We start from the raw sequence: 23,685 nt of genomic DNA, 5'->3' as shown, positions 1-23,685 counted from the left end.
AAAGAAAATCCCCCAGCGATATTCGCTGGGGGAGCTTTTATTTATCCGGCATCTGCCGCTTTTGTTCTTCCTTCAAAACTTCAGCGTATTCATCTTTAATGCTGTTTTCCCATAAAGGGACGCCGCTGCGGTAAGCAGCACGTGAAATCATATGTCCGGAAACCGGTGCGCTCAACAGTACGAATACGATGCCGAGCAGTAATTTTCCACTTACGATGTCGTGTTCCACATACAGGAAAAGAAATGCTCCGATCATAATACCTGCCACACCCAGAGTCGAACTCTTCGTGGCCGCATGCAGCCTTGTATATACGTCCGGAAATCTTAAAATACCGATGGATCCCGATATGAGGAAGAAAGCACCGCTGAGCAGTGAAAGGCAGATGATGATGTCAAATATGATGTTAATCCATGTCCCGCTCAATGATAACACCCTTTTCTAGGAATTTCGCCAGGGCAACCGTACCTATAAACAGCAGGATCCCAATCAATAAGACGACATCATTAAATTTGGTTGTCACAAGCAGGATGGCGAGTAATCCTGCCAATGCCATCAAGTTGATGCCTATAATATCAAGCGCAACCGCCCTGTCCGGGTTCGTAGGACCGGTGATGGCACGATAAAGGAGCATGATGACGGAAACGGCAACGGCGATAATAGCAATGGTTGCCGAAATATCCACGAGGGTTTTTGTGAAACTTGCTACGCTGTCCATTATCTCGTCACCTCCAAGATCATACGTTCAAATGTCTCTTTAATATCATTCACAGACTTCTCAACGTCCGGCATATCCATTGCATGGATATAAATTTTTGTATGGTCTTCGCTCACGATGACCGACAGGGTACCGGGTGTCAGGGATATTAAATTAGCCAGCAGCGTAATTTCAAAATTTGTCTTGACATCTACCGGCAGCGCGAAAATCCCTGGTTGAACATTCAGCTTGGGCTTGTACACGTGTTTGACGATATCAATGTTAGATAAAATCAATTCTCTTATGAATAAGAGGATGAGCTGAAGGAACTTCCAGGCACGTTTCATGTAGAAAGAATCAGGGATGAACCTTCGCAGAACGAACAATAAAACGATACCGAGAATATATCCAACAAGAAAGGAAGAGAAATTGTACGTTTCACTAAGGAACATCCACATGATAGCAATAATGATGTTTATAACGATTTGTAAAGGCATCAGCTTCTACTCCTTTAACACAGAATCAATATAGATTTGCGGATCCATCAAATATTGGGCGATGGACTGGATCGTCGGGTAGAATAATTCTGCACCGACTCCCAAAAGAACGGATAGAGTAAGCAGACCGGCGGCCGGCCAAGCCATACGTGTGCCTTTCTTTTTACGTTCAGGAATTGGAATATCTGTTTTTTCTCCCCAAAAACCACGAATGAAAATGCGGATCATGGAGAAGAGGATCATCAAACTGGAAAGCAGAGCGATGATCACGATTCCGATTTCTTCCTCTGCAAGCCCTCCGCGCAGCAGCTGAAGTTTACCGATAAAGCCGCTGAACGGTGGGATACCCGCAAGTACAAGGGTAGCGACAAAAAATAACCAGCCGAGGACAGGGTAGTGGTGAATCAATCCTCCCATTTTTCTGAGGTCGGAAGTTCCTGCTACGTAAACCACAGCGCCGACAAGGAGGAAGAGTACACTCTTGATGATCATATCATGAACCAGATAGTACACCGTTCCGCTGATGGAAACTTCCGTGAAGATTCCAATGCCCATTAACATAAATCCAACAGCAGGAATGATGTTATAGGCGACAATCAATTTAACATTGTTCGTGGAGAGCGCTCCGACCACTCCGAAAATCATCGTCAAACCTGCGAGGATGATAAACAGGGAGTGGGTAAGCTGAACTTCCTGATTAAACATCAAAGTGAATGTTCGTAGGATCGAATAGATTCCGACTTTTGTAAGCAATGCACCGAAAAGGGCAGATACTACAGGATTGGGTGAAATATAAGGTCTTGGCAGCCAATAGTAAAGAGGGAATACAGCTGCCTTCGTTGCGAAAACGAAGAAAAGCAGGATCCCGATTGTCGTCAAGATTCCATCCTGATTCACTTCCTGTACACGCTCTGCTATTTGAGCCATGTTTACGGTTCCGACAACAGAGTAAAGGAAAGAGATGGTCGTAACGAACAACATGGAAGAAAACAGGTTGATCAATACATACTTAATGGATTCACGAAGCTGAGCTTTTCCATTTCCTAAAACAATGAGGCCGTAAGACGCCATCAACAGTACTTCAAAGAATACGAAGAGGTTGAACAAGTCACCTGTAAGAAAAGCCCCGCTGACGCCTGCAATCAGCATAAAGAAGAATGTATAGAAGTAAAAGGATTCTTCTTTCTCAGAGAGTGACTGCGGGGCGAAAAATACGCACGCGACAGCGACGACGTTCGTTGTTAAAACAAGGGTCATGGATAACAGGTCGCCGACGAGTACAATTCCGAACGGAGCCTGCCAATCCCCTAATTCAAGAACGAGAGTGCCGTTGCTTTTTACCTGCCAGAAGGCGTAGATGACGACAGCAAGATTAAAGACAGCGAATAGTTTAGATATGTTCCTGGCAAGTGCTGTCTTTTTGTGGATGAATGCGACGATAATGCCGGCTAAAAGCGGCAGGATGATAGGTAGTACAGCTAAGTTACTCATAATCGTTACCCCTCAATTGCTCCATATTATCGGTGCCGTTGATCTTAGCGGCCCGATAAGCTAATACGAGTAGTAGACTTGTGACACCGAAGCTTATGACGATGGATGTCAAAATTAATGCTTGCGGCAGCGGATCTGCATAATTTTCTACTCCTTCGGTCAACACCGGTGGAGCCCCGCGTTTCAGTTCACCCATGGTTAGGATGAAGAGGTGGGCTCCGTGCGAAATCAGTGCGGTCCCGATAATGATGCGCAACAGTTGTTTTTGAAGGAGGTTATAGATTCCTGTTGCGAATAATAGTCCGGCAAGTACGGCCATGATGAGTTCCATCTATTACTCCTCCCCCTTATCTTTTCTAAATCGGATTAATGCGAAAATCGCCATTGCAGCAATGCCTAATACGACCACTTCGAATAATGTATCCAGTCCACGGAAGTCGACAAGAATGACGTTGACAATGTTGTCTCCCCCGCCCAGCTTATAGGAGTTATCCACGAAGTATTGAGAAATGGTTTCGAACCACTTACTGCTGTGGGAACTGATGGCAACCATCGTCATCATCGCTCCGAATCCGATGGAAATGATTAAATTCAATACTTTCGTACTTAATGCATCGTCTTTCTTCTTAAGCTTCGGAAGATGGTAAAAGACGAGCAGGAAGAGAGCTACTGTTACCGTCTCTACGATAAGCTGGGTCAGAGCAAGGTCTGGAGCACGGTAAAGGACAAACAGCATAGCTAACCCGTAACCGACGACACCAAGAATGAGAATCGCTGCTATCCGGTTATTCGTTAGCGCCGTTCCAAGCGCGGCAATGACCATTGTTACAGCGACGAGAATTTCGGGCGCTGTGATGTCGGCCAGGTTGGAGGTGTCGATGGAGAATCCTCCTGTAATAGCCATCATGACAAACGTTACAATAATGATCGCTGATAGGATCAGACGTACGTATCTTCCCAAAGATCCGTTCATGTATCCTTTTGTTACTGTAGTGGAGTAGCTCTCTAAACGAGCGACTGCTCCATCATAAACTTTATTTGCACTCAGTACCCCTGGAAGGAAGCGGTACACCGGCTGCCATACTTTAATGGACAGTGCTAAAATCGTACCGAATACGACAACGGCAAGAGACATAATGAATGGTGGAATCAAGCCGTGCCAGAAGTAAATCTCTTTCTCGATGGCTGTTCCTTTCACTGCTTCTGCAGCATGGGCGATAAACGATTCATTAATCAGCCCCGGAAACAGACCAATAATGATGACGCCAGCTACGAGAATGAATGGTGATACAAGCATCCCGACCGGTGCTTCGTGCGGCTTTTTAGGAAGCTCCTCTAGTTTCGCCTTGCCACGGAATGTTCCGAAGAAGAAATACATGGAATAGACGAAGGTGAATATGCTTCCGAAAACCGCCAAATAAGGGATAACCATCTGGAGGAATCCTGCAAAACCTGTCGTTGCAGCTTCCAGTTCCAAGGAAGCATCGAAAAACATTTCTTTACTATAGAACCCGTTTAAAAACGGTAAAGGAACACCGGCCATGGAGAAGGATGCAAATACGGCAAGCGTTGCGGTCATCGGCAGGTAGGTCATCAAGCCGCCAAGTTTCCGAATGTCCCTTGTACCGGTTTCGTGGTCTACGATACCGGCAATCATAAATAGACTTCCTTTAAATGTCGCGTGGTTTAAAATATGGAATACCGCTGCGAATACGGCTACTTTCGTACCGAATCCGAGCATAGCCATAATCATACCGAGCTGGCTGATCGTGGAGAAGGCCAGAATACCCTTCAAGTCTGTCTGTCTTACAGCCATATAAGATCCCCAGCACAAAGTTACAATACCCGCTGTGGATACGATAATGAAAAACCACTCATTGGCAGAAAGCATCGGTGAATACCGTGCCACCAAATAAATACCTGCCTTAACCATCGTAGCGGAGTGCAGGTAGGCACTGACAGGTGTCGGCGCTTCCATCGCATCCGGGAGCCAGATGTGGAAAGGGAACTGAGCGGATTTAGTAAAGGCGCCCAAAAGAAGCAATACTAAAATCAGCGGAAAAAATTCGCTGTTCAAAATCAGATCCTGCTGCTCGATCATTCCGCGAATACTCGTCGTATTCGTAAGTATCGTCATGAACACAAGCGCACCCAGCAGGCTTAACCCCCCGAATACAGTGATCAGCATGGATTTTAATGCACCGTATCTGGACTCTTTCTTAAAGTTCCAGAAACCGATCAACAAGAATGAGGAAAGCGATGTGAATTCCCAGAAACTGTAGAGGGCGAACACGTTATCCGAAAGGACAACTCCAAGCATCGATCCCATAAAGATTAGAAAGTACACATAAAAATGACCCAGTTGCTCCGTCTTGCTTAAGTAGAAGATGGAATAGAAAGCAACCAGGGAACCGATACCACTAATCAAAAGTACGAAGAGCAGACTCAGTCCATCCAGATGGAAGACCATATTCATATCAAGCGATGGTATCCAGCTGTACTCCGAAATAACAGGTTCAAAACCTGATCCGATATAACGGATGAAGAAGATGAAGATGAGGACAGGCACGATTGTTACGAAATAGCCTGTGTGGATTTTGTCTTTCCATTTACTGAGAAATGGAATGAAAATAGCAATGATAAAAGGCAATAATACAGCCACCAGCATGTGGTTTGTTCCTCCCTTGACATATGTTTCATCTATCAAATGATTTGGATGATCGTAACAAAGTATTCACTCAATTGTAATCAAAAAAAGCAGGTTTGTTCAACTCTCGTATATCGGGCGTTGTGAAAGGACGCATGGTTTTATTATTCCCTCTTAAATAAGAAGAGAGTCATCATTTCGTAAATAAAAATTCATAAAAAAAAAAACCCGTCCTTTGATGGGATCGAGTTTAAAATCAATGGGATTTGCCTTTATCTGCCTCGTTGATGTTAACCTACTTGGGATATTTGCTTTCTGAGGCGGTGGTTGAGGGACCGTTTTTTCATTTCTGCTTCAATTTGTTGTATGAATTCTTCTGAAAGATTGAGTTCAATGGCTTTGTGGTAAGATTGTATGAGTAGGGAATCAGATAACTGTTTCATACCGCTGTCACACATGTGACAGTCACCTCCCGAATGAGTAGATGGCTCGACGAGTCATTTTTAATGTATTCTTACCTTACCATGACCTCAAAATCGCCACAATATGGAAGTTATCTACAAGAAAATGTAGATAACTTTTGAACACGTCTGCACAAATGAGTGATAACAAAGAAGTAACTGTGTGGAAACTGTGTATAAACTTATCCACAGCCTGAAGTTGTCAGTATTTGTCGAACGATTTTTGTTCTTTACAAGAGTCTTTTTGAAACATGACGAATTTTTGTATATGATGGTGAAGGACTATTTTTTGCCGTTGTATAAGAGATGGAGTGAGTATGTGATATGTTAAAGAATTTTTTGCCGGGCGAGCACGTTGCGAGCGTCTTTGATATCGATCCAGTCGAATTGAAGAACAAAGGGATAAAAGGAGTCATTACAGATCTGGATAATACCTTGGTTGCATGGGATGTACCGGATGCCACAGAGGACATCAGAAACTGGTTCCAAATGATGAGAGACCATGGAATTCAGGTAATGATCGCCTCCAATAATAAGGAAGCGCGTGTGAAATTGTTTTCGGAACCTTTGGATGCAGAATTTATTTACAGTGCCAGAAAACCACTGTCCAAAGCCTTCCGTAAAGCTTGTAAACGAATGGGATTGAAAAAGGACGAAGTCGTTGTCATCGGAGATCAGCTGCTTACGGATGTACTGGGCGGCAATTCAGCCGGGCTTCATACCATTCTGGTAGTACCGATCGTTGAAACAGACGGCTTCTTCACGAGGTTTAATCGAAAAATTGAGCGGAGAATCCTTAATTGGATGAGAAGAAAAGGAAAAATTACATGGGACAGGAGAGATACATGATGGCGGTGATACAATGCCAGGGTTGCGGAGTAGAGATACAGACAACAAATCCGGCAGAAGCAGGCTATGCGCCTGCTTCTGCCCTTGAGAGGGAAGACATCATCTGTAAACGATGCTTCCGCCTCAAACATTACAATGAAGTACAGGACGTTCCATATCAGGATGATGATTTTCTGGAAATGCTTAATCAAATAAGCGCAACAGACGGATTAATTGTCCAGCTTGTTGATATCTTCGACTTTAACGGAAGCTTTATTCCAGGACTGAAACGTCTGACGGGTAACAATCCGGTTCTGCTTGTTGGTAATAAGATGGATGTCCTTCCAAAGTCGGTCAACCACGGTAAGGTTAAACATTGGTTGAAGCGGTCGGCAAGAGAGAATGGTTTGGAAGTCGAAGATGTTTATCTAATTTCCGCGGAGAAAAACGAAGGCATAGAGACCCTCTCAGCGGCAATCGACCGTTACCGAAATGGCGGAGATGTTTATGTGGTCGGAACGACGAACGTTGGTAAATCGACGTTTATTAATACATTGATCTCAAATACATCTGGAGTGAAAGACGCTATTACAACTTCCTATTTCCCTGGCACAACACTCGGCTTTATTGATATTCCTCTGGATAATGACAGTTCACTCTATGATACGCCTGGTGTTATCCACCGTCATCAAATGGCTCATTATGTATCAGATAAGGATCTAAAGTTAATTACACCGCGTAAAGAAGTTAAGCCGAAGGTGTACCAATTAAACGAAGAGCAGACATTGTTCATTGGTGGACTTGCCAGACTTGACTTTGAGACCGGCTCCAGAAGTTCATTTATATGTTACGTTTCCAATGAACTCTCCATCCATAGGACAAAGTTGGAAAAGGCTGATGATTTGTATCAGAACCACCTGGGAGAGCTGCTTTCTCCACCAGATGCTGCAACGAAGGAAAAACTCCCGCCGTTAAAAGGGCACACATTAAAGATCAAAGAGGATAAGACGGATATCGTCTTTTCAGGTCTTGGATGGATAACCGTTCCTGAAGGCGGAGTGACCGTTCAGGCGTATGCTCCTGAGGGTGTGAAGGTATCTTTACGAGAGTCTTTGATATAGGAGGGGTTCCTTTGTTGAACTTAGGATTGATTGGACATCCGGTCGGACACTCTTTGTCGCCTTGGATTCATAACCAGCTTATGCAACAGCAGGGTTTAAACGGGGAATATAAACTTTATGATATAGATCCGGAACAATTTGATGAGCGAATGGCATGGCTGAAGACGCAAAATCTTGACGGGTTTAATGTAACCGTTCCTTATAAAGAGAAAATAATAGCACACCTGGACGGCTTGGACACGAGCGCCCGCCACCTTGGAGCGGTCAATACGGTAAAGTGTACGGAAGAGGGCTGGATCGGATATAACACAGACGGAATCGGATTCGTCTATTCTTTGAAGCAGCGCTATCCTGATTTATTCAACGGCAGTGCAAAAGCTCTTCTTCTCGGGAGCGGCGGCGCAGCGCGTGGTATATTCGAAGCATTAATACGCGAAGGGATACGGGAGGTCAACGTATCTAACCGTACCGTAGAACGCGCGGAGAAACTGATCAAGGAGCTGCCGTTTGATGGGAAAGCAGTTGCAGTTACTTTAGCGGACGCAGAGCAGACACTCGGCATGTATGATCTGGTTATCCAGACAACTACTGTAGGAATGAGTCCTGAGGAAGACAGCCTTATAATAGCTATGGAACGCTTGACAAAAGGGACGGTTGTGAGCGATATTGTTTATCGTCCTATGAAGACGAAACTGCTGGCAGAAGCAGATAAGAGGGGAGCTCGTCTCCATTTTGGCCATGAAATGCTTTTGCAGCAAGCAGTTTATGCATTTTCCATTTGGACAGGGACCAGTCCCGAGTCCAAGCTGCTGCTTCAAGAGTTCGAACAAAAGTTGAAAGGGGTATAGAATGTTAACAAGTAAACAGAAAAAGCATCTTAGAACAATATCTCATCCGATTCAGCCTATTTTTCAAGTAGGTAAAGCGGGTGTTAATGAAAATATGACCGTTCAAATCAGTGAAGCGCTGGAGAAACGGGAGTTAATTAAAGTGAGTATTCTCCAAAACTGCTTTGAGGATAATCGTCAGGTGGCTGACGAAATTGTAGAAGCAACAGGAGCTGAGCTCGTTCAACTGATTGGAAACACGATTATTTTGTATAAAGAATCCGAAGAAAACAAACAAATCGAACTACCTTAAAGGAGTTTAGATATGAAGAGGATTGGAATACTCGGCGGAACCTTCGATCCACCCCACCTCGGACACTTAACGATGGCCGAGTATGTGTATGAAGAAATGGACCTCGACGAGGTTTGGTTCATGCCTTCTTATATTCCACCGCACAAGGAAGAGGCTTCTACGGATGCCGATAAGCGGGTGGCCATGGTGGAACGTGCCATCAGCGGCCATCCGGACTTCCGAGTGTGTGATATTGAAAGAAAGCGGGAAGGCACGTCTTATACAGTCGATACCATGCGTGATTTAAAGCGGCTGTATCCGGAAGTCATTTTCTATTTCATTATCGGCGGAGACATGGTAGAACATCTGCCGAAGTGGAACAGGATTGAGGAGTTGGTGGATATCGTCCAGTTTGTAGGGGTGAACCGCCCTGGGTATGAACGCAGCCATGAAATACCCGTCGAATTCGTCGATATCCCATCTGTAGACATTTCTTCGACTGTGATCAGGGAGAGGGTCGCTGCCGGAAAGAGTATCCGCTATATAGTCCCCGAATCCGTCACACAATACATGAAGGAGTATGGTCTATATGAAACTGACTCGTGAACAAGCGCTGGCATATGTGAAACCGTATTTAAAGCCGGAGCGGTATGAACACACAGTAAGGGTGGCGGACACTGCGATTGAGCTTGCTTCCCGTTTCGGAGTGGATAAATCGCAGGCGGAGCTTGCTGCAGCCCTCCACGATTATGCAAAGTATATGCCCACAAACTTGATGGAGCGCTGGATTAAGCAGGACAGGCGCCTGCCGAAAGACCTGCTGCATTACCACCACGAATTGTGGCACGGACCTGTAGGGGCATTGATGCTGGAACAGGAGCTGGGACTCGAAGATGAGGCGGTTCTTTCGGCGATCACTTACCATACCACAGGAAAGAAACACATGTCTCCATTAGACAAGGTCGTATTTCTGGCTGATTATATAGAACCTGGCCGTAACTTCCCCGGGGTTGATGAAGTGCGCGAAATTGCAGAAACTAATCTGGAGCAAGCATGTGCCCTTGCCTTGAAGAATACCATTGTATTTCTAATTAGTAAGGAAAGGACCGTTTATCCGGACACGTTTCATGCATATAATGATTTAATCTAACTTTTATTCTTAAAGGATAAAAGTTATGGAGGATTAAGGGAGGAAACTCATTGGAAAGCAAAGAACTAGTGACACTGGCCGCACAGGCCTGTGACGAAAAAAGAGCAAACGACATTGTCGTACTAGATATGGCCGAAGTATCGCTGATTGCCGATTATTTTCTGATCTGTGAGGGATCAAATGAACGTCAAGTGCAGGCGATTGCAAGGGAATTGAAAAACCAGGCCGAAGAGCAAGGGATCGAAGTGAAAAGAATGGAAGGTTTTGAGCAGGCGCGTTGGATACTGGTGGATCTGAATGACGTTGTTTGTCACATTTTCCACAAAGATGAACGCCACTATTATAACCTCGAAAGACTATGGGGAGATGCGGATACTGTTCCTGTAGAAGGGATCGGCAGTTAAAGTGAGCTATAGGGAGATGGCGCAAGTATATGATCGTCTGATGGAGGATGCTCCTTATGACCGCTGGGTTGAATTCACGGATCGTATGCTGAAGAAATTCCATCCGAAAGCTGCAGCCATTATTGATCTGGGTTGTGGAACCGGTGAAATCACCCATCGCCTTCACAAACGTGGATACCATATGACGGGCATCGATCTTTCTTCCGATATGCTGACCATTGCTCAGCAAAAGGATCCAAAGGCTCCGATTGCCTGGCATAGGCAGGATATGACATCCTTGAGTGGCTTCCATGATGTAGATTGTATCATCAGTTACTGTGATGTTATCAACTACGTAACAGAAGAGGATGCGGTAAAGGATTCTTTCCGCCATATTCACGAAGCTCTTGGTAAGGATGGTCTATTCTTGTTTGATGTTCATTCTATAGAGCATATTCAACAAGACCTTTTAGGTGCCACATTTGCCGAAGTGTATGACGATTTATCTTATGTATGGTTTTGTGATCCTGGTGAAAAAGAGAACAGCTTCGTCCATGATTTGACGTTCTTCGTTCAGACGAATGGTTTGTATAATCGTTTTGATGAAGTTCACTACCAACAGGGGTACCAGACAGAAGATTTGGCAACCTGGCTCAAAGATGCAGGCTTTCTTTTGAAAGGCATTTATGCCGACTTTCGTGAACAGCCTTCACAAGAAGGAGATAGGCTTCTGTTCGTTTGTCAAAAGGAAAGCAAATGATATCTATAGGAGGGACTCCTCTAAATGGGGCCCATTCCACTGAGGCATCTGCCTTAATAAGTTTTAGCTGAGGCGTTTTTTCTGAAAAAAAACGTTCTATGTGAAGCAAGCTAAGTCTGTTGATCATATATGATTGGAAGTTGAAGTTGCTCCACAGCCTGCAAAGAGTCCGATTTTTAGTCGGACTCTTTTTTTTTTGCAGGAAACAGGCAGCTTTTGTCGAATACGTTATTTAGCTTAAATCAATTGTTGCTTTATCCTCTTTATGCTTCTTCTGGGTTGCTTCAAACATCTTTTGAAACAAAGGACCTATATTGTCTTCCAACGCCTGAAGTCCTTCTCCGGTAACTCCGCCCTTCACGGTCACTTTGGCCATCAGCTCTTCAAGGGTCATCACCTTTTGGGAGAGCAGCTCTCCAAGTCCCACCACCATTTCTTCGGTCAATGCCGTCGCTTTATCTTCCGGCAGGCCGGCAACTTCTCCTGCTGCCTTAATCCAATTACTAAGTAAATAACTGATGAAGGCTGGACCGCACGAAACGATATCGGAAGAGACTCTGATATGTTCTTCTTGGATATCTATCGGCGTGGAAATGTTTTCAAATAATTTTTCTAACAGAGCACGGTTGGATGCTGTCACTCTGTCGCTGAATGTGAACAGACTTACTCCTGCCAGTGCGTGATTTGTGATCGAAGGGACGATTCTTGCGACCTGACACGGAGTCACCTCTTCCAGCTGTGAAACAGAGACCGGGCTTGTAATGGAAATGAGGCATTGCTGTTCGCTCCATCCTGCTTTTAAGGCATCCAACACATCCTTGTAGTTATGCGGTTTCACACAAAGGAATACGATATCGCTGTTCTTCTGAAGGGCCGCTAAATTTTCCGCCACCTGAATGGTTGGGAATTGATCTTTTAATGCGTCCGCTTTTGCCGGCGTCCGGTTGAATATGGTAATGTCTTTTTCTGCGACCGCACCACTTCTAATAAAACTGGTTACCAGCAGATTTCCCATGTTTCCAGTTCCGATGATTCCTATATTCAAATGGAATCCCTCCCTTTATCCTTATCTAATTATCCATATTCTCCAAAATCAAATATATGAAAGGAGGTCCACTGCCATGACCAAATGGAAAAGGTACCTATGGCTGGGAGCCCCTCTCTTGATCATTCTTCTTCTTTACTGGCGGGAATCGACGTCACCTACACCGGCAGCGGTAGAGAAAGTGGAAGCTAAACACGAAGAGGAAGCAGAGGCGAAGCAAGAAGAGACTGCAACGTTCCGTGTGGATGTAAAGGGAGAAGTGAGCAAGCCGGGCGTATATGTCGTCCGCCCGGGAATGCGGGTGGACGATGTAATTCGTGAGGCGGGCGGTATGACGGAATTTGCAGACCCGCTTCAGGTGAATTTAGCACAGATCCTCCAGGACGAGATGGTCGTTTTGGTACCGAGTGCTGCTGAAGAAGCGGCCGTACCCGGTCCGAGTGCTTCAGCGGTGGGAGAGAAGCTGGCCGTCAATCAAGCGACTGCGGCGGAAATGGAGACACTACCGGGAATTGGTCCTTCTAAGGCTGAGGCGATCATCCAATACAGGGAAGAGAACGGCCCCTTTGCATCTGTTGATGATCTAGTGAATGTACCCGGGATAGGAGAGAAGACCCTTGAGAATATGAGGGACAGTATAAGGGCTCCTTGATCGTTTGACGACCGGTGTTTCGGGAGAGTAAACTGAAGGAGAATAAATAGGAGGAGTACATAAAATGGAACGGATTACTTGGAATCAATATTTCATGTCCCAGAGTTACTTGCTGAAGTCTCGAAGCACTTGTCAGCGGCTCGCCGTCGGGGCAGTCATTGTTAGAGATAAACGAATGATCGCAGGAGGATATAACGGCAGCGTCTCAGGCGGTGTCCATTGTATCGATGAAGGGTGCTATGTGGTGGACGGCCATTGTGTACGTACCATTCATGCAGAAATGAACGCCCTTCTTCAATGTGCCAAGTTCGGTGTTGCAACGGAAAATGCAGAAATTTACGTCACTCACTTTCCGTGCCTTCACTGTACAAAAGCCATCATTCAAGCTGGTATTCAAGCTGTTTATTATAGTGAAGACTATAAGAATGATCCTTATGCGGTCGAAATGCTTCAGCAGGCAGGTGTACGCATTCAGAAAGTCGCTATTGAACGGGAGCCGATGCACGTGGAGCATCAACAGCTCATGGTTGAACTTCTCGACAAACTGGAACATTATGAAGATCCTGACGTCCAACATTTGAGAAAAAAGGCGGACGAACTCTTCCGTTATTCTGAATGATGTGGAAGGGGATATGGCATGTCCCCGTCCTGGCCTTCGTGCTTGGCGGGGTAACTGCTATACAAAGCATCGCGATTCAACTTGTAATGGGTTTCCTTGTTGTGGTGTGGCTGTTCATCCATAGAAAACAAACCTACTGGTGTTTTATCCTCGCCTCTTTTTTTATCCTCGGCTGGTCCTACCTCCCTCTCCCTGAGTCTCCTCCCTTTGAAGCGGAAAAAGCGCGGAGTTTTCAAGGGACGCTCTCCTCAAATAGAACAGAAACGAGCCATACCTATCAGACAATAATTGAAACTTCCGATGGTACCGGATTTATTCTCCGTCTGTTTAAAGAGGAGGAAGGGCCTGTACCTGATTGGCCGCATGGAGCCTCGTGTGTTGGTGTCGGTGATGTTGAACAAATAGAAGGAGCTAGAAATCCCGGTAATTTTGATTATAAGAATTACATGGCTTCCAAAGGGATATATCAACAAATCACACTTGCCTCGCTTAGTGACCTGGAGTGTGAAGGGCGATCTTTTCTCAGTTATTTGTTTGAATTCAGAAAAAATATGATGGATGCTTTAGAGGAGCAGGTAGAACCTTCGTTATATCCTTGGATGAGGGCGCTTCTCTTCGGGGATTCAGGGGAGCTTCCGGAGGATACCTTGTTCTGGTTTCGGAAATTTAACCTCGCTCATGTTCTCGCGATTTCCGGCCTGCATGTCGGATTGACCGTCGGGGGCATGTATCTCGTTCTTTTCCGAAGCGGCGTGGCAACACGACGTCAAGCTTCTCTGTTCCTTATGTTCTTCCTGCCTTTTTATATCGTTTTTGCTGGATCGGCGCCTTCGGTCATCCGAGCAGGATTGATGGCACTTGTCCTTCTTCTTTTTTCCTTTTTAAAAATACGGATTCCATTATCAGACCTCCTGTCCGTGACGGCGTTCGTTCTTCTTCTCCTTAATCCTTCCTACTTCCACCATATCGGTTTTCAATTTTCCTTTCTGGTTACATTCAGTCTCATTCTGTCGTTGCCCATTCTTAAACAATACTCGAATGCTGTTCTCCAATCAGCCGTTATCAGCCTCATCAGTCAATTATCGATCCTATCCCTTCAAGTACACTACTTCTACGAATTCCAGCCGCTCTCCTTATTTGTGAATACCGTCTTGGTTCCCTACTTCTCTTTTGTATTTATTCCACTTCTATTTCTCGTCTTTGCCTGCAGTTTTCTGCTGCCGCAAACAGCTGGACCCTTCTCTTCTTTTGTCTTTCAGTTGCATGAATACGTTATGGACGTGTCCAAAGGAGTGACTTCCTATATGGATATCCCCTGGGTAATCGGTGCTGTTCCTTCTTCTGTGATCCTGCTCTATAGCACATGCTTCATCCTTATGGTTATATGCTGGTCGAAAAAGAAACGGATTACAGCCTTTCTGGCTGCTTGTGGAGCGGTGGGGGTGCTGATGATATACAGTGCGATTCCTTATTTCTCTGACAAGGGTGCTGTAACCATGCTGGATGTCGGCCAGGGGGACTCTTTTATCATAGAGCTTCCCTACAGAAGCGGTGTATTGATGATTGATGCAGCTGGTCCGCCGACTTTTCAAAAAGCAGGAGATGAAACAGCCAAGCAGATTATCCTGCCCTTTCTTAAATCCCGGGGCATCCATCAGCTGGATGCGTTGATTGTTACTCATGAGGATCAGGATCATAGTGGGAGTGTTTTCCCGTTGTTTCGAGAAATGCAGGTTGGACAGCTTGTGGTCAGTCCTTTTTATGAAGGGGAGACGATAGCTGATAAGACAGAGGTGATAGAAGCGGGTGACGTGTTGGAAATCGGATCGTATCGTTTTGAAGTGCTTCACCCGAATGAGGATCAGAACGATGCGAATCATAACTCTTTAGTTCTTGCTTCCGAACTGGGTGGTAAGCGGTGGCTTTTTACAGGAGATGTTCCGCTGGAGGTAGAGGAAGAAATTCTGTCCGGTCATCCCGATATTCATACGGACGTATTGAAAGTTGGTCATCATGGAAGTCGTACATCTACTTCCGAATCCTTTCTAGAACAACTATCCGTGGAATATGCATGGATTTCCGTCGGACGGAATAATCGCTACGGCCATCCCCATGAGGAAGTGACGCAGAGGCTGGAGGAGAGAGGAACGGTGATCTTCCGTACGGACCTTCATGGAGCGGTAAGCTATATTTTTTCCGGGCAAAGTGGAACATTTAGGACCTATCTTCCGTATAATGCGAGCAGAGAATAAAAAAAGACTGCCGTTACAGCAGCCTTCCTGACACAAATGGTCATTGTCCGAGGATGGAAAATACCACACCTATGAAGAAGATGACGAAGAAGAAAACAAAGGAAAACACAAACCCTAATCCAGAATCAATGACGTCGTTCGTCTTAGATTGTATGTCGTTCTTAAATTCGTTCATTGTTACCCCTCCTCTTATCTACATCCAGTATAGTCCAAGATAAGGAAAAAATCTACATTCCTTGAAAACAGTCAAGAATCATTCCCACAGCTAGCAAGACTTGTCACAGATAATTCTTTTGGAAGCGGTCAAACTAAACGCAAGCGAGGAACAACATCGTCCTCTTCAAAAGCGCCCGGGGCTTTTGGAATGGCGTTTATATAGATGGAACATACGGCGATACGGTTCACTGTTTTGACAGATGTCCGAAACGGGCATAAAATGGTGACACCGGCACCCGACAGGGGTCGCCGTATCTTTTTTTCATGGAAATGGAAACATAAAAGGAAGGTTAGCCACTATTATGGTCAAAGTAAAACAATCACAGGTATATTTATTATATGGAGAAGAATCCTACCTCATTCAGGAATATAAGAATAAAATCATTGGACAGACACTGAAAAAGGAAGATCAGGAATTCAATATTTCGCAATACGATCTGGAAGAGACACCGATTGAGGATGCGGTCACAGATGCAGAAACGTTTCCTTTCCTCGGAGACGGCAAAGTTGTCATTGCCAATCATCCCGGATTTCTAAAGGCAAAACCGGATAAACTGCCTTTTGAACATGATGTGGATACGCTGTTGTCCTATATTGAAAACCCCGCGGATTACTCGGTGTTGATCTTGATTGCTCCTTATGAAAAACTGGATGAACGTAAAAAAATCTTTAAGCAGCTGAAGAAGCACGGCGAGGTTATCTCTTGTCAGCCGGTTAAAGAGTGGGACATGGATAAATGGATTCAAACACTAGCCGGGGAATTACATATTACCGTACCGGAATCGATCCACGAGCTTTTCACACAGGAAATCGGAGCAAATTTGATGGCGCTGCGAATGGAAATGGAGAAGCTCGCATTGAATGTCGGGGAGGGCGGCGTCGTAACCAAAGAATTGGCGGAAGAGCTCTTATCCCACAGTGCCGAAGCATCAGGATTAAAGCTGGTGGATGCGGTAATGGAACGAGACCTTGGAAGGGCGATCCGTATTTATAAGGATTTGGAGAAGTTGAACGAGGAGCCTATTGCATTGACGGCGCTTCTTGCTTCCCAGTTTCGGATCATCAACCAGGCAAAAGTATTGAAGCAGAAAGGATACGCCCAAAACCAAATGAAATCTTACATCAAGGCGCATCCATATGTACTTAAAATGGCTTTGAAGCGGGAGAAGTTCTTCACAAATGAGGAATTAAATCAAATAATGGAGCAGCTTGCGGAAACGGATCATACGCTTAAACAGGGAATGATGGACAAATCTCTGGCCTTTGAGATGCTTCTATATAAGATGATTAACATCAAACAAGGTCATGCTGTATAAAATAGGGGAAATTGTGATTAAGGGGAAAGGCCGCCGTCTCCGGGAAATGGTTGCATCGTATAGCTGTTACAGCTTTTGCTGAAGCGGGAGATCTTTATTTATGTGGTAGGAGTTAAAAAAATCACTGGTTCTCTTAAATATGTAGTTTGAAGAAGCCCTCCCGGAATACCGGGAGGGCTTCTTCATGAGAAAAACGATCCGTTCATAAGAAGGATCGTTTGTGTTGGTCATAAATAACAAATTAATTATAATGCGTTAACTAATTTAGTTAGGCGAGATTTCTTACGGTTTCCTGTGTTTTTATGAAGGGCACCGCGTTGCACTGCTTTGTCAATTTTCTTGACAGCTGTAGGAAGTGCTGTTTTCGCGTTGTCAGTATCTTTCGCTTGTACAAGCGTTTCAACACGCTTGACAGCAGTACGCATGTCAGATTTGAAAGCTGCGTTCAAAGCACGAGCATCGCTGTTAACACGTACACGTTTTTTCGCTGATTTAATGTTAGGCATAGTTTCACCTCCTAGGTAAAAACAAAAAGACTCATTCATATCGAACAAGAGACATTTTACCAGAGCGGGACGTGCTTTTCAATACTTATATGCATCTGTTGGAGGATTTGCATAGGATCCCGTCCATTGGGAGAACATGGATATAAGGAGGTTGAAGCGTAATGGATGAACAAATACCTTATACACTGCGTACCGATTTAGCTTTGGAAGCCCACGAAATGAACGTAGATAATGACCCCTCATCGACGGATGATGATGGTGTTCAGGTCAAAGAAGAAGAAGCGGATGATATTAAAATCACCTACGTCACCATTGATCAAAAAGGAGCGGATCGAATCGGAAAGAAAGCAGGGCACTACGTCACCCTTGAATCGCTGGCGATTCGTAAGCAGGATACGGCTATGCAGGTGCGCCTGGCTAAGACGCTTTCTGCCCAGATCAGACAACTGCTCCTTGAATGCGGCATTAGTGAAATGGACAGAGGTTTAATTGTCGGTCTTGGCAACCATAATGTCACGCCGGATGCTCTCGGACCGCTTGTCACAGAGGAGGTGCTCGTAACGAGTCATCTGTTCGAACTTCATCCCGAAACGGTTTCTGAAGGATACAGACCTGTTTCAGCCGTTACACCGGGAGTCATGGGTGTGACCGGGATTGAAACGAGTGATATGGTACACGGAATCATTGAAGAAATTAAACCGGATTTCGTGCTGGTCATTGATGCTCTCGCATCCAGATCCATTAACCGAATCAATGCTACCATCCAATTATCTGATACGGGTATTCATCCGGGTTCCGGTGTAGGAAACAAACGAAAGGAAATCAGTAAGGAAACGTACGGTATTCCTGTCTTATCTATTGGTGTACCAACCGTTGTGGACGCGGTTACCATCACAAACGATACGATTGATTATGTATTGAAACATTTCGGAAGAGAATGGAAAGAGAAAGACAGACCTTCTAACGCTTTGTCCCCTGCAATGAATCCATTCGAGAGAAAATCGCTGACGGACGAAGACCATCCGAATGAAGAACAGAGCAAAGCACTCCTCGGCATGTTTGGAGAGCTGGAGCACGAAGAGAAAAAGCAGTTGATTAAAGAAGTTCTAACCCCTCTTGGTCACAACTTGATGGTCACTCCGAAAGAGGTGGACAGTTTCATTGTGGACATGGCTCACGTCATTGCCACCGGTATCAACGGCGCCCTCCATTCCGGGATAGAGGATGGAGAAGCAGAATCTTTTTCCAGATAAATTCAATAGAGACAGGTTCTATTAAATCCCTCTCATTCATACCATCTACTAGATAGAGTATGAGGAGAGGATTTTTAATGTCTCAATACCCGAAGAAGTGGAAAGGGAAAGAACCGGGCTATATGAAACAGGTAACAAGGTGGACGATCGTCTCCATCACGGTCTTGATTTTACTCTTTATTGGTATTGGAATTCTGACAGGAGCGAAGACGACTTACCGTTTGTATTCCGATACAATCCAGGAATGGACGACTAAGTTGGAAGGGAGTTCTTTTCTTTATCTATTTGAGATGGAGAACAAATCGTATAAAGAAGCGCATCCGGAAGGGAACAGGATTCCCGGGCTTGGAACCCTTTCTTTTCAATTGTTCACCAGTCTTACTCCTAACGATCCACGCAGCCTGCTCGGAAGAGAGATACCCGGCCTGTCTTCTTATAACAGTCAGATTATCATAGCGGGGGAAGGAACCGATTTTTCTAACCTCCCGATCGAATCCGAGCCGCCGGATGAAGTGAAGGAACGGGGCGAAGAAGGTGTGGTCGAGGAGGATCAAGGAAAGGACCAGCAGCAGGAAGAACAGGAGGAAACCCCGGTAGGCGAGGATAAGGTTTACATCTATCATACGCATAATACAGAGTCTTTCTATCCTCACCTGCCTGATGAATCAACCAGCTACGATGGCAAAGTCAACATTACACTGATCGGAGACAGGCTTGGAGAGAGCCTTGAAAAACAAGGGATTGGCACCATAGTAGATAAAACGGACGTTGCAGCAATAAGAAGTGAAAAAGGGTTGGAGTATTATCAATCTTACGACGCTGTCCGCCCTGTAGTCGAAGAAGCCATCAGTCAAAATGACGGACTCACGTACCTCTTCGACCTTCACAGGGACAGTATCGGAGGGGAGCATACGACAACAACGATCGAAGGGAAAAAATACGCAAGGTTCGCTTTCGTGATCGGGGCCGAACACCCAAATTATGAACAGAACTTGAAATTTGCCTCCGCCCTCCACCAACGCCTTGAGAAGGAGTATCCGGGAATCAGCCGTGGTGTTATTACGAAAAAGGGATCAGGTGTTGACGGGGTGTATAACCAGGACCTTAATCCAAACGCTATTTTAATTGAGTTTGGAGGGGTGGATAATCACTTGGAGGAATTATACCGTTCTGCGGATATTCTGGCAGAGGTATTCGGTGAATATTATTTCGAAGATCAGAAAGTGGACACACCATCTTGAACAAGGAGGTCCTAGTGTGAAGGCGATATTGGCTGTGATCTTGATAGCTGCTTCCTTCTTGTTCGGGGCTTTGACAGGGATCGATCGTAACAATCTTAAGGAACCGGAAGAGAAAATCGTAACCAGTGAGCAGGCAGAATCGGCGTCCGCCGTCTCTTCTGCCGGGCTCTCCTGTGAAGTCGGCCCCCAAGAGACGGATATTCCTTGGATTGCCAAACTTGCAGGAGCTATAGGGGAGGGTGTAGCGATTTGTTTCCATGCTGTCATTCTTGTTTTTTCAGGAATCATTCAAAGCGGTTAGCTCTTTAAAAGGGAACAGCTTTATGGTTTAGATTGAATAATGCCCTTTGTATTGCTATAATCAAGCTAGATATTTGTGCCGAATTTCAGTAGGAGTGATTTATGTTGACAACACAATCGAAACAAGAAAGGGTACGCAACTTTTCGATCATCGCCCATATTGACCACGGGAAATCGACGCTTGCTGACCGAATTTTAGAAAAAACAAACGCCCTTACCCAAAGGGAAATGAAAGAACAGTTCCTTGATGCGATGGATCTGGAAAGGGAACGCGGAATTACGATTAAGCTGAATGCCGTTCAGCTGAACTATAATGCTAATGACGGGCTTGACTATACCTTTCATTTAATCGATACACCAGGACACGTCGACTTTACATACGAAGTGTCAAGAAGCCTTGCTGCCTGTGAAGGTGCCATTCTTGTAGTAGATGCCGCACAAGGGATTGAAGCGCAGACGCTTGCAAACGTCTACCTTGCATTGGAGAACGATCTGGAAATTATCCCGGTCATCAACAAAATCGACCTTCCAGGTGCGGACCCGGAACGGATAAAACAAGAAATCGAAGACGTTATCGGCATTGATGCGTCGGATGCAATCCTCGCTTCTGCAAAAGAAGGAATCGGGATTGATGAAATTCTGGAACGGATCGTAACGGATATTCCTGCTCCGGAAGGTAATGCGAACGACCCGACGAAGGCGCTTATCTTTGATTCTTTATATGACTCTTATCGTGGAGTCGTTGCGTACACATGTGTGCGGGAAGGATCTATTAAGCTTGGTGATAAGATTAAAATGATGGCTACTGGTAAAGAGTTCGAAGTTAATGAACTCGGTGTTTTCCGCCCTACACCGACGCCATTGAAAGAATTGAATGTCGGGGACGTCGGGTACCTCTCTGCATCCATCAAAAACATCGGCGACAGCCGCGTCGGTGACACGATTACTTTAGCCAACAATCCTGCTGCCAATCCGCTGCCGGGATATAAAAAGATGAACCCGATGGTGTTCTGCGGGATGTACCCGGTGGATGCCAGTAAATACAACGATCTCCGTGACGCGCTTGAGCGTCTGGAGTTGAATGATTCTTCCCTCCAGTTCGAGCCGGAGACCTCCCAGGCACTCGGTTTCGGTTTCCGCTGTGGTTTCCTTGGTATGCTCCATATGGAAATCATTCAGGAACGGATTGAAAGAGAATATAAAATCGATTTAATAACGACTGCTCCGAGCGTTATCTACAAAGTCCGCATGACGGATGGCTCCGAAATGGACGTGGACAACCCATCCATGATGCCGGATAACCAGAAATTAGAGGAAGTGCAGGAGCCCTATGTGAAGGCGAGCATCATGGTGCCGAATGATTACGTAGGTCCTGTCATGGAGATCTGTCAGAGAAAACGCGGGAATTTCATGGATATGCAGTATCTCGATGATAATCGTGTCAATGTCGTCTATGAGATTCCGTTGTCAGAAATCGTTTATGACTTCTTCGATTCCTTGAAATCCCAGACGAAAGGTTATGCATCCTTTGACTATGAATTGATCGGTTATCGTTCTTCCAACCTTGTGAAGATGGATATTCTTCTTAACGGGGACACAATCGATGCCTTGTCCTTTATCGTCCACCGCGACTTCGCTTATGAGCGAGGGAAGCTGATTGCCGATAAACTGAAGAAACTTATTCCGAGACAACAGTTTGAAGTCCCTGTTCAGGCTGCTATCGGCAACAAAGTCGTTGCGCGTACGACAATCAAGGCCATGCGCAAAAACGTTTTGTCCAAGTGTTACGGGGGAGACATTTCGAGGAAGCGTAAGCTCCTTGAGAAACAGAAGGAAGGGAAAAAGCGCATGAAGATGGTCGGCTCTGTAGAAGTGCCGCAGGAAGCGTTTATGTCCGTCCTTGATTTGAATGAAGACTAAAAAGGTGCGAAAGAAGCAAACCGCAGGAGATTTTCTCTTGCGGTTTTCCTTATGAAAGGTGGAAACACATCCAATGACTATATCATCCGCTTATATACACATCCCGTTCTGTCAGCAGATCTGCCACTACTGTGATTTTACGAAGTTTTTCTATAATGAGCGTTTAGCTGATGAATATCTTATTGCTCTTGAAAAAGAGATTCACACATACATTCCGAGCGGAAAGGCAAGTGTGCGTACCATTTTCGTCGGAGGCGGGACCCCGACGGCGGTAAACCATCAGCAATTGGAAAAGTTATTGAAAATGATCGACGCCCATTTCGATGTCGCCGGTTGTGAGGAATATACATTTGAGGCGAACCCGGGCGATTTGGATATGGAGAAAGTCCGGCTCTTGAAAGCCTATGGAGTCAACCGCATTTCCCTCGGTGTTCAAGTGTTCGATGATGATATGCTGGAAAAGATCGGCCGTGTCCATAAAGTGAAAGATGTCTATACAAACATCGACAGACTTTTGAGCGGCGGGTTGTCGAATATAAGCATCGACCTCATGTACGCCCTGCCGGGTCAGACGGTCGAGGATTTTAATAAAACCATTGACGAAGCCCTGCAGTTCGGGCTTCCGCATTACTCCTCTTATTCGTTGCAAATTGAACCGAAAACGGTGTTTTATCAAAGGTACAAAAAGGGTAAGCTCTCCAAGGCTCCGGAGGAACGCGAAGCTGAAATGTATGAGCTGCTGCAGCGCAGGCTTGCTAATGCAGGAGCAGTCCAATATGAGATCAGCAACTTCGCAAAGCCGGGGTTTGAAAGCAAGCATAACTTGACATACTGGGATAATGCTTATTATTACGGAATAGGTGCCGGGGCACATGGATACATGCCCGGCAAGCGTACCATCAATATTCGTCCGCTTCCTGCCTATGTTAAGCAGGCGATGGAAAACGGGAAACCTGTCCTTCACGAGGAACCGATAACGAGGAAAGAAATGATGGAAGAAGAGATGTTTCTCGGCCTTAGGAAAACGCAGGGGGTAAAAGTGGAACGTTTCAAAGAAAAGTATGATCAGCCAATAGTCGATGTGTTCGGGCAGGCGATTTCAGCGATGAAGGACCGCCGGTTAATGGAGGAAGAACAAGGATACCTCCGCCTGACTCCAAAAGGTCGCATCCTCGGCAATGAAGTATTCCAGGAATTTTTATTAGATGACTGA

At 45.3% G+C, this 23,685-nt stretch carries 27 protein-coding genes; 17 read left to right on the top strand and 10 right to left on the bottom strand.

Annotation, left to right across the window (positions count from 1 at the left end):
• Nucleotides 1–37: 37 nt before the first annotated feature.
• The 7 genes from mnhG to QRD89_RS12125 form a co-directional block, all read right to left on the bottom strand.
• Nucleotides 38–424: a monovalent cation/H(+) antiporter subunit G gene (gene mnhG, locus QRD89_RS12155; protein ID WP_008638354.1), complete on the bottom strand. Its 387-nt coding sequence runs from the start codon at nucleotides 422–424 to the stop codon at nucleotides 38–40.
• Complete coding sequence (locus QRD89_RS12150; protein ID WP_008638352.1) at nucleotides 405–716, bottom strand: Na(+)/H(+) antiporter subunit F1; 312 nt, start codon at nucleotides 714–716, stop codon at nucleotides 405–407. The genes mnhG and QRD89_RS12150 overlap by 20 nt, the downstream gene beginning before the upstream one ends.
• Nucleotides 716–1,192, bottom strand: coding sequence for a Na+/H+ antiporter subunit E (locus QRD89_RS12145; RefSeq protein WP_008638349.1), 477 nt, complete (start codon nucleotides 1,190–1,192; stop codon nucleotides 716–718). Before QRD89_RS12145 ends, QRD89_RS12150 begins: the two co-directional genes overlap by 1 nt.
• 6 nt (nucleotides 1,193–1,198) lie before the next feature.
• A complete protein-coding gene (locus tag QRD89_RS12140) occupies nucleotides 1,199–2,683 on the bottom strand; it encodes a Na+/H+ antiporter subunit D (protein ID WP_008638347.1) in 1,485 nt (494 codons plus the stop codon).
• Nucleotides 2,676–3,014, bottom strand: coding sequence for a Na(+)/H(+) antiporter subunit C (locus tag QRD89_RS12135; protein WP_008638344.1), 339 nt, complete (start codon nucleotides 3,012–3,014; stop codon nucleotides 2,676–2,678). The genes QRD89_RS12140 and QRD89_RS12135 overlap by 8 nt, the downstream gene beginning before the upstream one ends.
• A 3-nt stretch (nucleotides 3,015–3,017) precedes the next feature.
• Nucleotides 3,018–5,351, bottom strand: coding sequence for a Na+/H+ antiporter subunit A (locus tag QRD89_RS12130; RefSeq protein ID WP_008638341.1), 2,334 nt, complete (start codon nucleotides 5,349–5,351; stop codon nucleotides 3,018–3,020).
• A 269-nt stretch (nucleotides 5,352–5,620) separates the two neighbouring features.
• Entirely contained in the window at nucleotides 5,621–5,773 is a 153-nt protein-coding gene (locus QRD89_RS12125) for a sporulation histidine kinase inhibitor Sda (protein WP_081594838.1), read from the bottom strand.
• Nucleotides 5,774–6,115: 342 nt separating this feature from the next.
• Between QRD89_RS12125 and QRD89_RS12120 the strand changes: the two genes are divergently transcribed.
• Genes QRD89_RS12120 through QRD89_RS12085 form a run of 8 tightly spaced genes read left to right on the top strand, consistent with a single transcriptional unit; the run spans nucleotide 6,116 to nucleotide 11,152 of the window.
• On the top strand, nucleotides 6,116–6,640 hold the full coding sequence (locus tag QRD89_RS12120) for a YqeG family HAD IIIA-type phosphatase (protein ID WP_008638337.1): 525 nt from the start codon (nucleotides 6,116–6,118) through the stop codon (nucleotides 6,638–6,640).
• On the top strand, nucleotides 6,640–7,740 hold the full coding sequence (gene yqeH, locus QRD89_RS12115; RefSeq protein WP_026577188.1) for a ribosome biogenesis GTPase YqeH: 1,101 nt from the start codon (nucleotides 6,640–6,642) through the stop codon (nucleotides 7,738–7,740). The genes QRD89_RS12120 and yqeH overlap by 1 nt, the downstream gene beginning before the upstream one ends.
• A gap of 11 nt (nucleotides 7,741–7,751) precedes the next feature.
• Nucleotides 7,752–8,588: a shikimate dehydrogenase gene (aroE, locus tag QRD89_RS12110; protein WP_286095331.1), complete on the top strand. Its 837-nt coding sequence runs from the start codon at nucleotides 7,752–7,754 to the stop codon at nucleotides 8,586–8,588.
• A 1-nt stretch (nucleotide 8,589) separates the two neighbouring features.
• Nucleotides 8,590–8,880 carry a ribosome assembly RNA-binding protein YhbY gene (gene yhbY, locus QRD89_RS12105; RefSeq protein WP_026577189.1) on the top strand — a complete coding sequence of 97 codons (291 nt, stop codon included), beginning with the start codon at nucleotides 8,590–8,592 and terminating at the stop codon, nucleotides 8,878–8,880.
• Nucleotides 8,881–8,892: 12 nt separating this feature from the next.
• Complete coding sequence (locus tag QRD89_RS12100; protein ID WP_008638329.1) at nucleotides 8,893–9,465, top strand: nicotinate-nucleotide adenylyltransferase; 573 nt, start codon at nucleotides 8,893–8,895, stop codon at nucleotides 9,463–9,465.
• On the top strand, nucleotides 9,449–10,009 hold the full coding sequence (gene yqeK / locus QRD89_RS12095) for a bis(5'-nucleosyl)-tetraphosphatase (symmetrical) YqeK (RefSeq protein WP_286095330.1): 561 nt from the start codon (nucleotides 9,449–9,451) through the stop codon (nucleotides 10,007–10,009). The genes QRD89_RS12100 and yqeK overlap by 17 nt, the downstream gene beginning before the upstream one ends.
• A 50-nt stretch (nucleotides 10,010–10,059) precedes the next feature.
• Nucleotides 10,060–10,413 (top strand): ribosome silencing factor, encoded by a 354-nt coding sequence (rsfS, locus tag QRD89_RS12090; protein WP_008638324.1) that lies wholly within the window; start codon nucleotides 10,060–10,062, stop codon nucleotides 10,411–10,413.
• A 16-nt stretch (nucleotides 10,414–10,429) separates the two neighbouring features.
• The gene (locus QRD89_RS12085) at nucleotides 10,430–11,152 is read left to right on the top strand and encodes a class I SAM-dependent DNA methyltransferase (RefSeq protein ID WP_286095329.1); all 723 of its coding nucleotides are present in this window, start codon (nucleotides 10,430–10,432) and stop codon (nucleotides 11,150–11,152) included.
• Nucleotides 11,153–11,384: 232 nt separating this feature from the next.
• Here the strand turns inward: QRD89_RS12085 and comER are convergent, their stop codons facing one another.
• Nucleotides 11,385–12,197, bottom strand: coding sequence for a late competence protein ComER (comER, locus tag QRD89_RS12080; RefSeq protein ID WP_008638321.1), 813 nt, complete (start codon nucleotides 12,195–12,197; stop codon nucleotides 11,385–11,387).
• Between the two features lie 76 nt (nucleotides 12,198–12,273).
• Between comER and QRD89_RS12075 the strand changes: the two genes are divergently transcribed.
• From QRD89_RS12075 to QRD89_RS12065, 3 genes are all read left to right on the top strand, one after another.
• Nucleotides 12,274–12,849: a helix-hairpin-helix domain-containing protein gene (locus QRD89_RS12075; protein WP_008638319.1), complete on the top strand. Its 576-nt coding sequence runs from the start codon at nucleotides 12,274–12,276 to the stop codon at nucleotides 12,847–12,849.
• A 64-nt stretch (nucleotides 12,850–12,913) separates the two neighbouring features.
• A complete protein-coding gene (locus QRD89_RS12070) occupies nucleotides 12,914–13,468 on the top strand; it encodes a ComE operon protein 2 (RefSeq protein WP_008638315.1) in 555 nt (184 codons plus the stop codon).
• A complete protein-coding gene (locus tag QRD89_RS12065) occupies nucleotides 13,465–15,720 on the top strand; it encodes a DNA internalization-related competence protein ComEC/Rec2 (RefSeq protein ID WP_353477919.1) in 2,256 nt (751 codons plus the stop codon). The genes QRD89_RS12070 and QRD89_RS12065 overlap by 4 nt, the downstream gene beginning before the upstream one ends.
• A gap of 40 nt (nucleotides 15,721–15,760) precedes the next feature.
• Here QRD89_RS12065 and QRD89_RS12060 read toward each other — a convergent pair whose 3' ends face one another.
• Nucleotides 15,761–15,895 (bottom strand): YqzM family protein, encoded by a 135-nt coding sequence (locus tag QRD89_RS12060; RefSeq protein WP_008638311.1) that lies wholly within the window; start codon nucleotides 15,893–15,895, stop codon nucleotides 15,761–15,763.
• Nucleotides 15,896–16,238: 343 nt separating this feature from the next.
• On the opposite strand from QRD89_RS12060, the gene holA reads away from it, so the two are divergent.
• Complete coding sequence (holA, locus tag QRD89_RS12055) at nucleotides 16,239–17,252, top strand: DNA polymerase III subunit delta (protein ID WP_026577193.1); 1,014 nt, start codon at nucleotides 16,239–16,241, stop codon at nucleotides 17,250–17,252.
• A 245-nt stretch (nucleotides 17,253–17,497) separates the two neighbouring features.
• Here the strand turns inward: holA and rpsT are convergent, their stop codons facing one another.
• Entirely contained in the window at nucleotides 17,498–17,758 is a 261-nt protein-coding gene (gene rpsT, locus QRD89_RS12050; RefSeq protein ID WP_008638309.1) for a 30S ribosomal protein S20, read from the bottom strand.
• Nucleotides 17,759–17,919: 161 nt separating this feature from the next.
• Between rpsT and gpr the strand changes: the two genes are divergently transcribed.
• The 5 genes from gpr (at nucleotide 17,920) to hemW (ending at nucleotide 23,685) form a co-directional block, all read left to right on the top strand.
• Nucleotides 17,920–19,011 (top strand): GPR endopeptidase, encoded by a 1,092-nt coding sequence (gene gpr / locus QRD89_RS12045; RefSeq protein WP_026577194.1) that lies wholly within the window; start codon nucleotides 17,920–17,922, stop codon nucleotides 19,009–19,011.
• Between the two features lie 77 nt (nucleotides 19,012–19,088).
• On the top strand, nucleotides 19,089–20,252 hold the full coding sequence (gene spoIIP, locus QRD89_RS12040) for a stage II sporulation protein P (RefSeq protein ID WP_008638301.1): 1,164 nt from the start codon (nucleotides 19,089–19,091) through the stop codon (nucleotides 20,250–20,252).
• A gap of 16 nt (nucleotides 20,253–20,268) precedes the next feature.
• The gene (locus QRD89_RS12035; protein ID WP_008638300.1) at nucleotides 20,269–20,553 is read left to right on the top strand and encodes a hypothetical protein; all 285 of its coding nucleotides are present in this window, start codon (nucleotides 20,269–20,271) and stop codon (nucleotides 20,551–20,553) included.
• A gap of 101 nt (nucleotides 20,554–20,654) precedes the next feature.
• On the top strand, nucleotides 20,655–22,472 hold the full coding sequence (lepA, locus tag QRD89_RS12030) for a translation elongation factor 4 (RefSeq protein WP_008638299.1): 1,818 nt from the start codon (nucleotides 20,655–20,657) through the stop codon (nucleotides 22,470–22,472).
• A gap of 73 nt (nucleotides 22,473–22,545) precedes the next feature.
• Entirely contained in the window at nucleotides 22,546–23,685 is a 1,140-nt protein-coding gene (gene hemW / locus QRD89_RS12025) for a radical SAM family heme chaperone HemW (RefSeq protein WP_286095326.1), read from the top strand.

It is taken from the genome of Halobacillus sp. ACCC02827 (assembly GCF_030291935.1).
Taxonomy (GTDB): domain Bacteria; phylum Bacillota; class Bacilli; order Bacillales; family Halobacillaceae; genus Halobacillus.
The sequence above is the reverse complement of the archived record's forward strand: the minus strand, read 5'-3'. Positions and strand labels throughout refer to the sequence as shown.

Coding starts and splice junctions, on each gene's coding strand:
- QRD89_RS12075 (WP_008638319.1), top strand. CDS start 12,274: ATGACCAAATGGAAAAGGTACCTATGGCTGGGAGCCCCTCTCTTGATC.
- holA (WP_026577193.1), top strand. CDS start 16,239: ATGGTCAAAGTAAAACAATCACAGGTATATTTATTATATGGAGAAGAA.
- QRD89_RS12150 (WP_008638352.1), bottom strand. CDS start 716: ATGGACAGCGTAGCAAGTTTCACAAAAACCCTCGTGGATATTTCGGCA.
- QRD89_RS12060 (WP_008638311.1), bottom strand. CDS start 15,895: ATGAACGAATTTAAGAACGACATACAATCTAAGACGAACGACGTCATT.
- lepA (WP_008638299.1), top strand. CDS start 20,655: ATGTTGACAACACAATCGAAACAAGAAAGGGTACGCAACTTTTCGATC.
- spoIIP (WP_008638301.1), top strand. CDS start 19,089: ATGTCTCAATACCCGAAGAAGTGGAAAGGGAAAGAACCGGGCTATATG.
- QRD89_RS12125 (WP_081594838.1), bottom strand. CDS start 5,773: ATGAAACAGTTATCTGATTCCCTACTCATACAATCTTACCACAAAGCC.
- rpsT (WP_008638309.1), bottom strand. CDS start 17,758: ATGCCTAACATTAAATCAGCGAAAAAACGTGTACGTGTTAACAGCGAT.
- QRD89_RS12085 (WP_286095329.1), top strand. CDS start 10,430: ATGGCGCAAGTATATGATCGTCTGATGGAGGATGCTCCTTATGACCGC.
- QRD89_RS12070 (WP_008638315.1), top strand. CDS start 12,914: ATGGAACGGATTACTTGGAATCAATATTTCATGTCCCAGAGTTACTTG.
- hemW (WP_286095326.1), top strand. CDS start 22,546: ATGACTATATCATCCGCTTATATACACATCCCGTTCTGTCAGCAGATC.
- QRD89_RS12100 (WP_008638329.1), top strand. CDS start 8,893: ATGAAGAGGATTGGAATACTCGGCGGAACCTTCGATCCACCCCACCTC.
- gpr (WP_026577194.1), top strand. CDS start 17,920: ATGGATGAACAAATACCTTATACACTGCGTACCGATTTAGCTTTGGAA.
- QRD89_RS12135 (WP_008638344.1), bottom strand. CDS start 3,014: ATGGAACTCATCATGGCCGTACTTGCCGGACTATTATTCGCAACAGGA.
- yqeH (WP_026577188.1), top strand. CDS start 6,640: ATGGCGGTGATACAATGCCAGGGTTGCGGAGTAGAGATACAGACAACA.
- QRD89_RS12140 (WP_008638347.1), bottom strand. CDS start 2,683: ATGAGTAACTTAGCTGTACTACCTATCATCCTGCCGCTTTTAGCCGGC.
- QRD89_RS12120 (WP_008638337.1), top strand. CDS start 6,116: ATGTTAAAGAATTTTTTGCCGGGCGAGCACGTTGCGAGCGTCTTTGAT.
- QRD89_RS12065 (WP_353477919.1), top strand. CDS start 13,465: ATGATGTGGAAGGGGATATGGCATGTCCCCGTCCTGGCCTTCGTGCTT.
- yqeK (WP_286095330.1), top strand. CDS start 9,449: ATGAAACTGACTCGTGAACAAGCGCTGGCATATGTGAAACCGTATTTA.
- yhbY (WP_026577189.1), top strand. CDS start 8,590: ATGTTAACAAGTAAACAGAAAAAGCATCTTAGAACAATATCTCATCCG.
- QRD89_RS12145 (WP_008638349.1), bottom strand. CDS start 1,192: ATGCCTTTACAAATCGTTATAAACATCATTATTGCTATCATGTGGATG.
- QRD89_RS12130 (WP_008638341.1), bottom strand. CDS start 5,351: ATGCTGGTGGCTGTATTATTGCCTTTTATCATTGCTATTTTCATTCCA.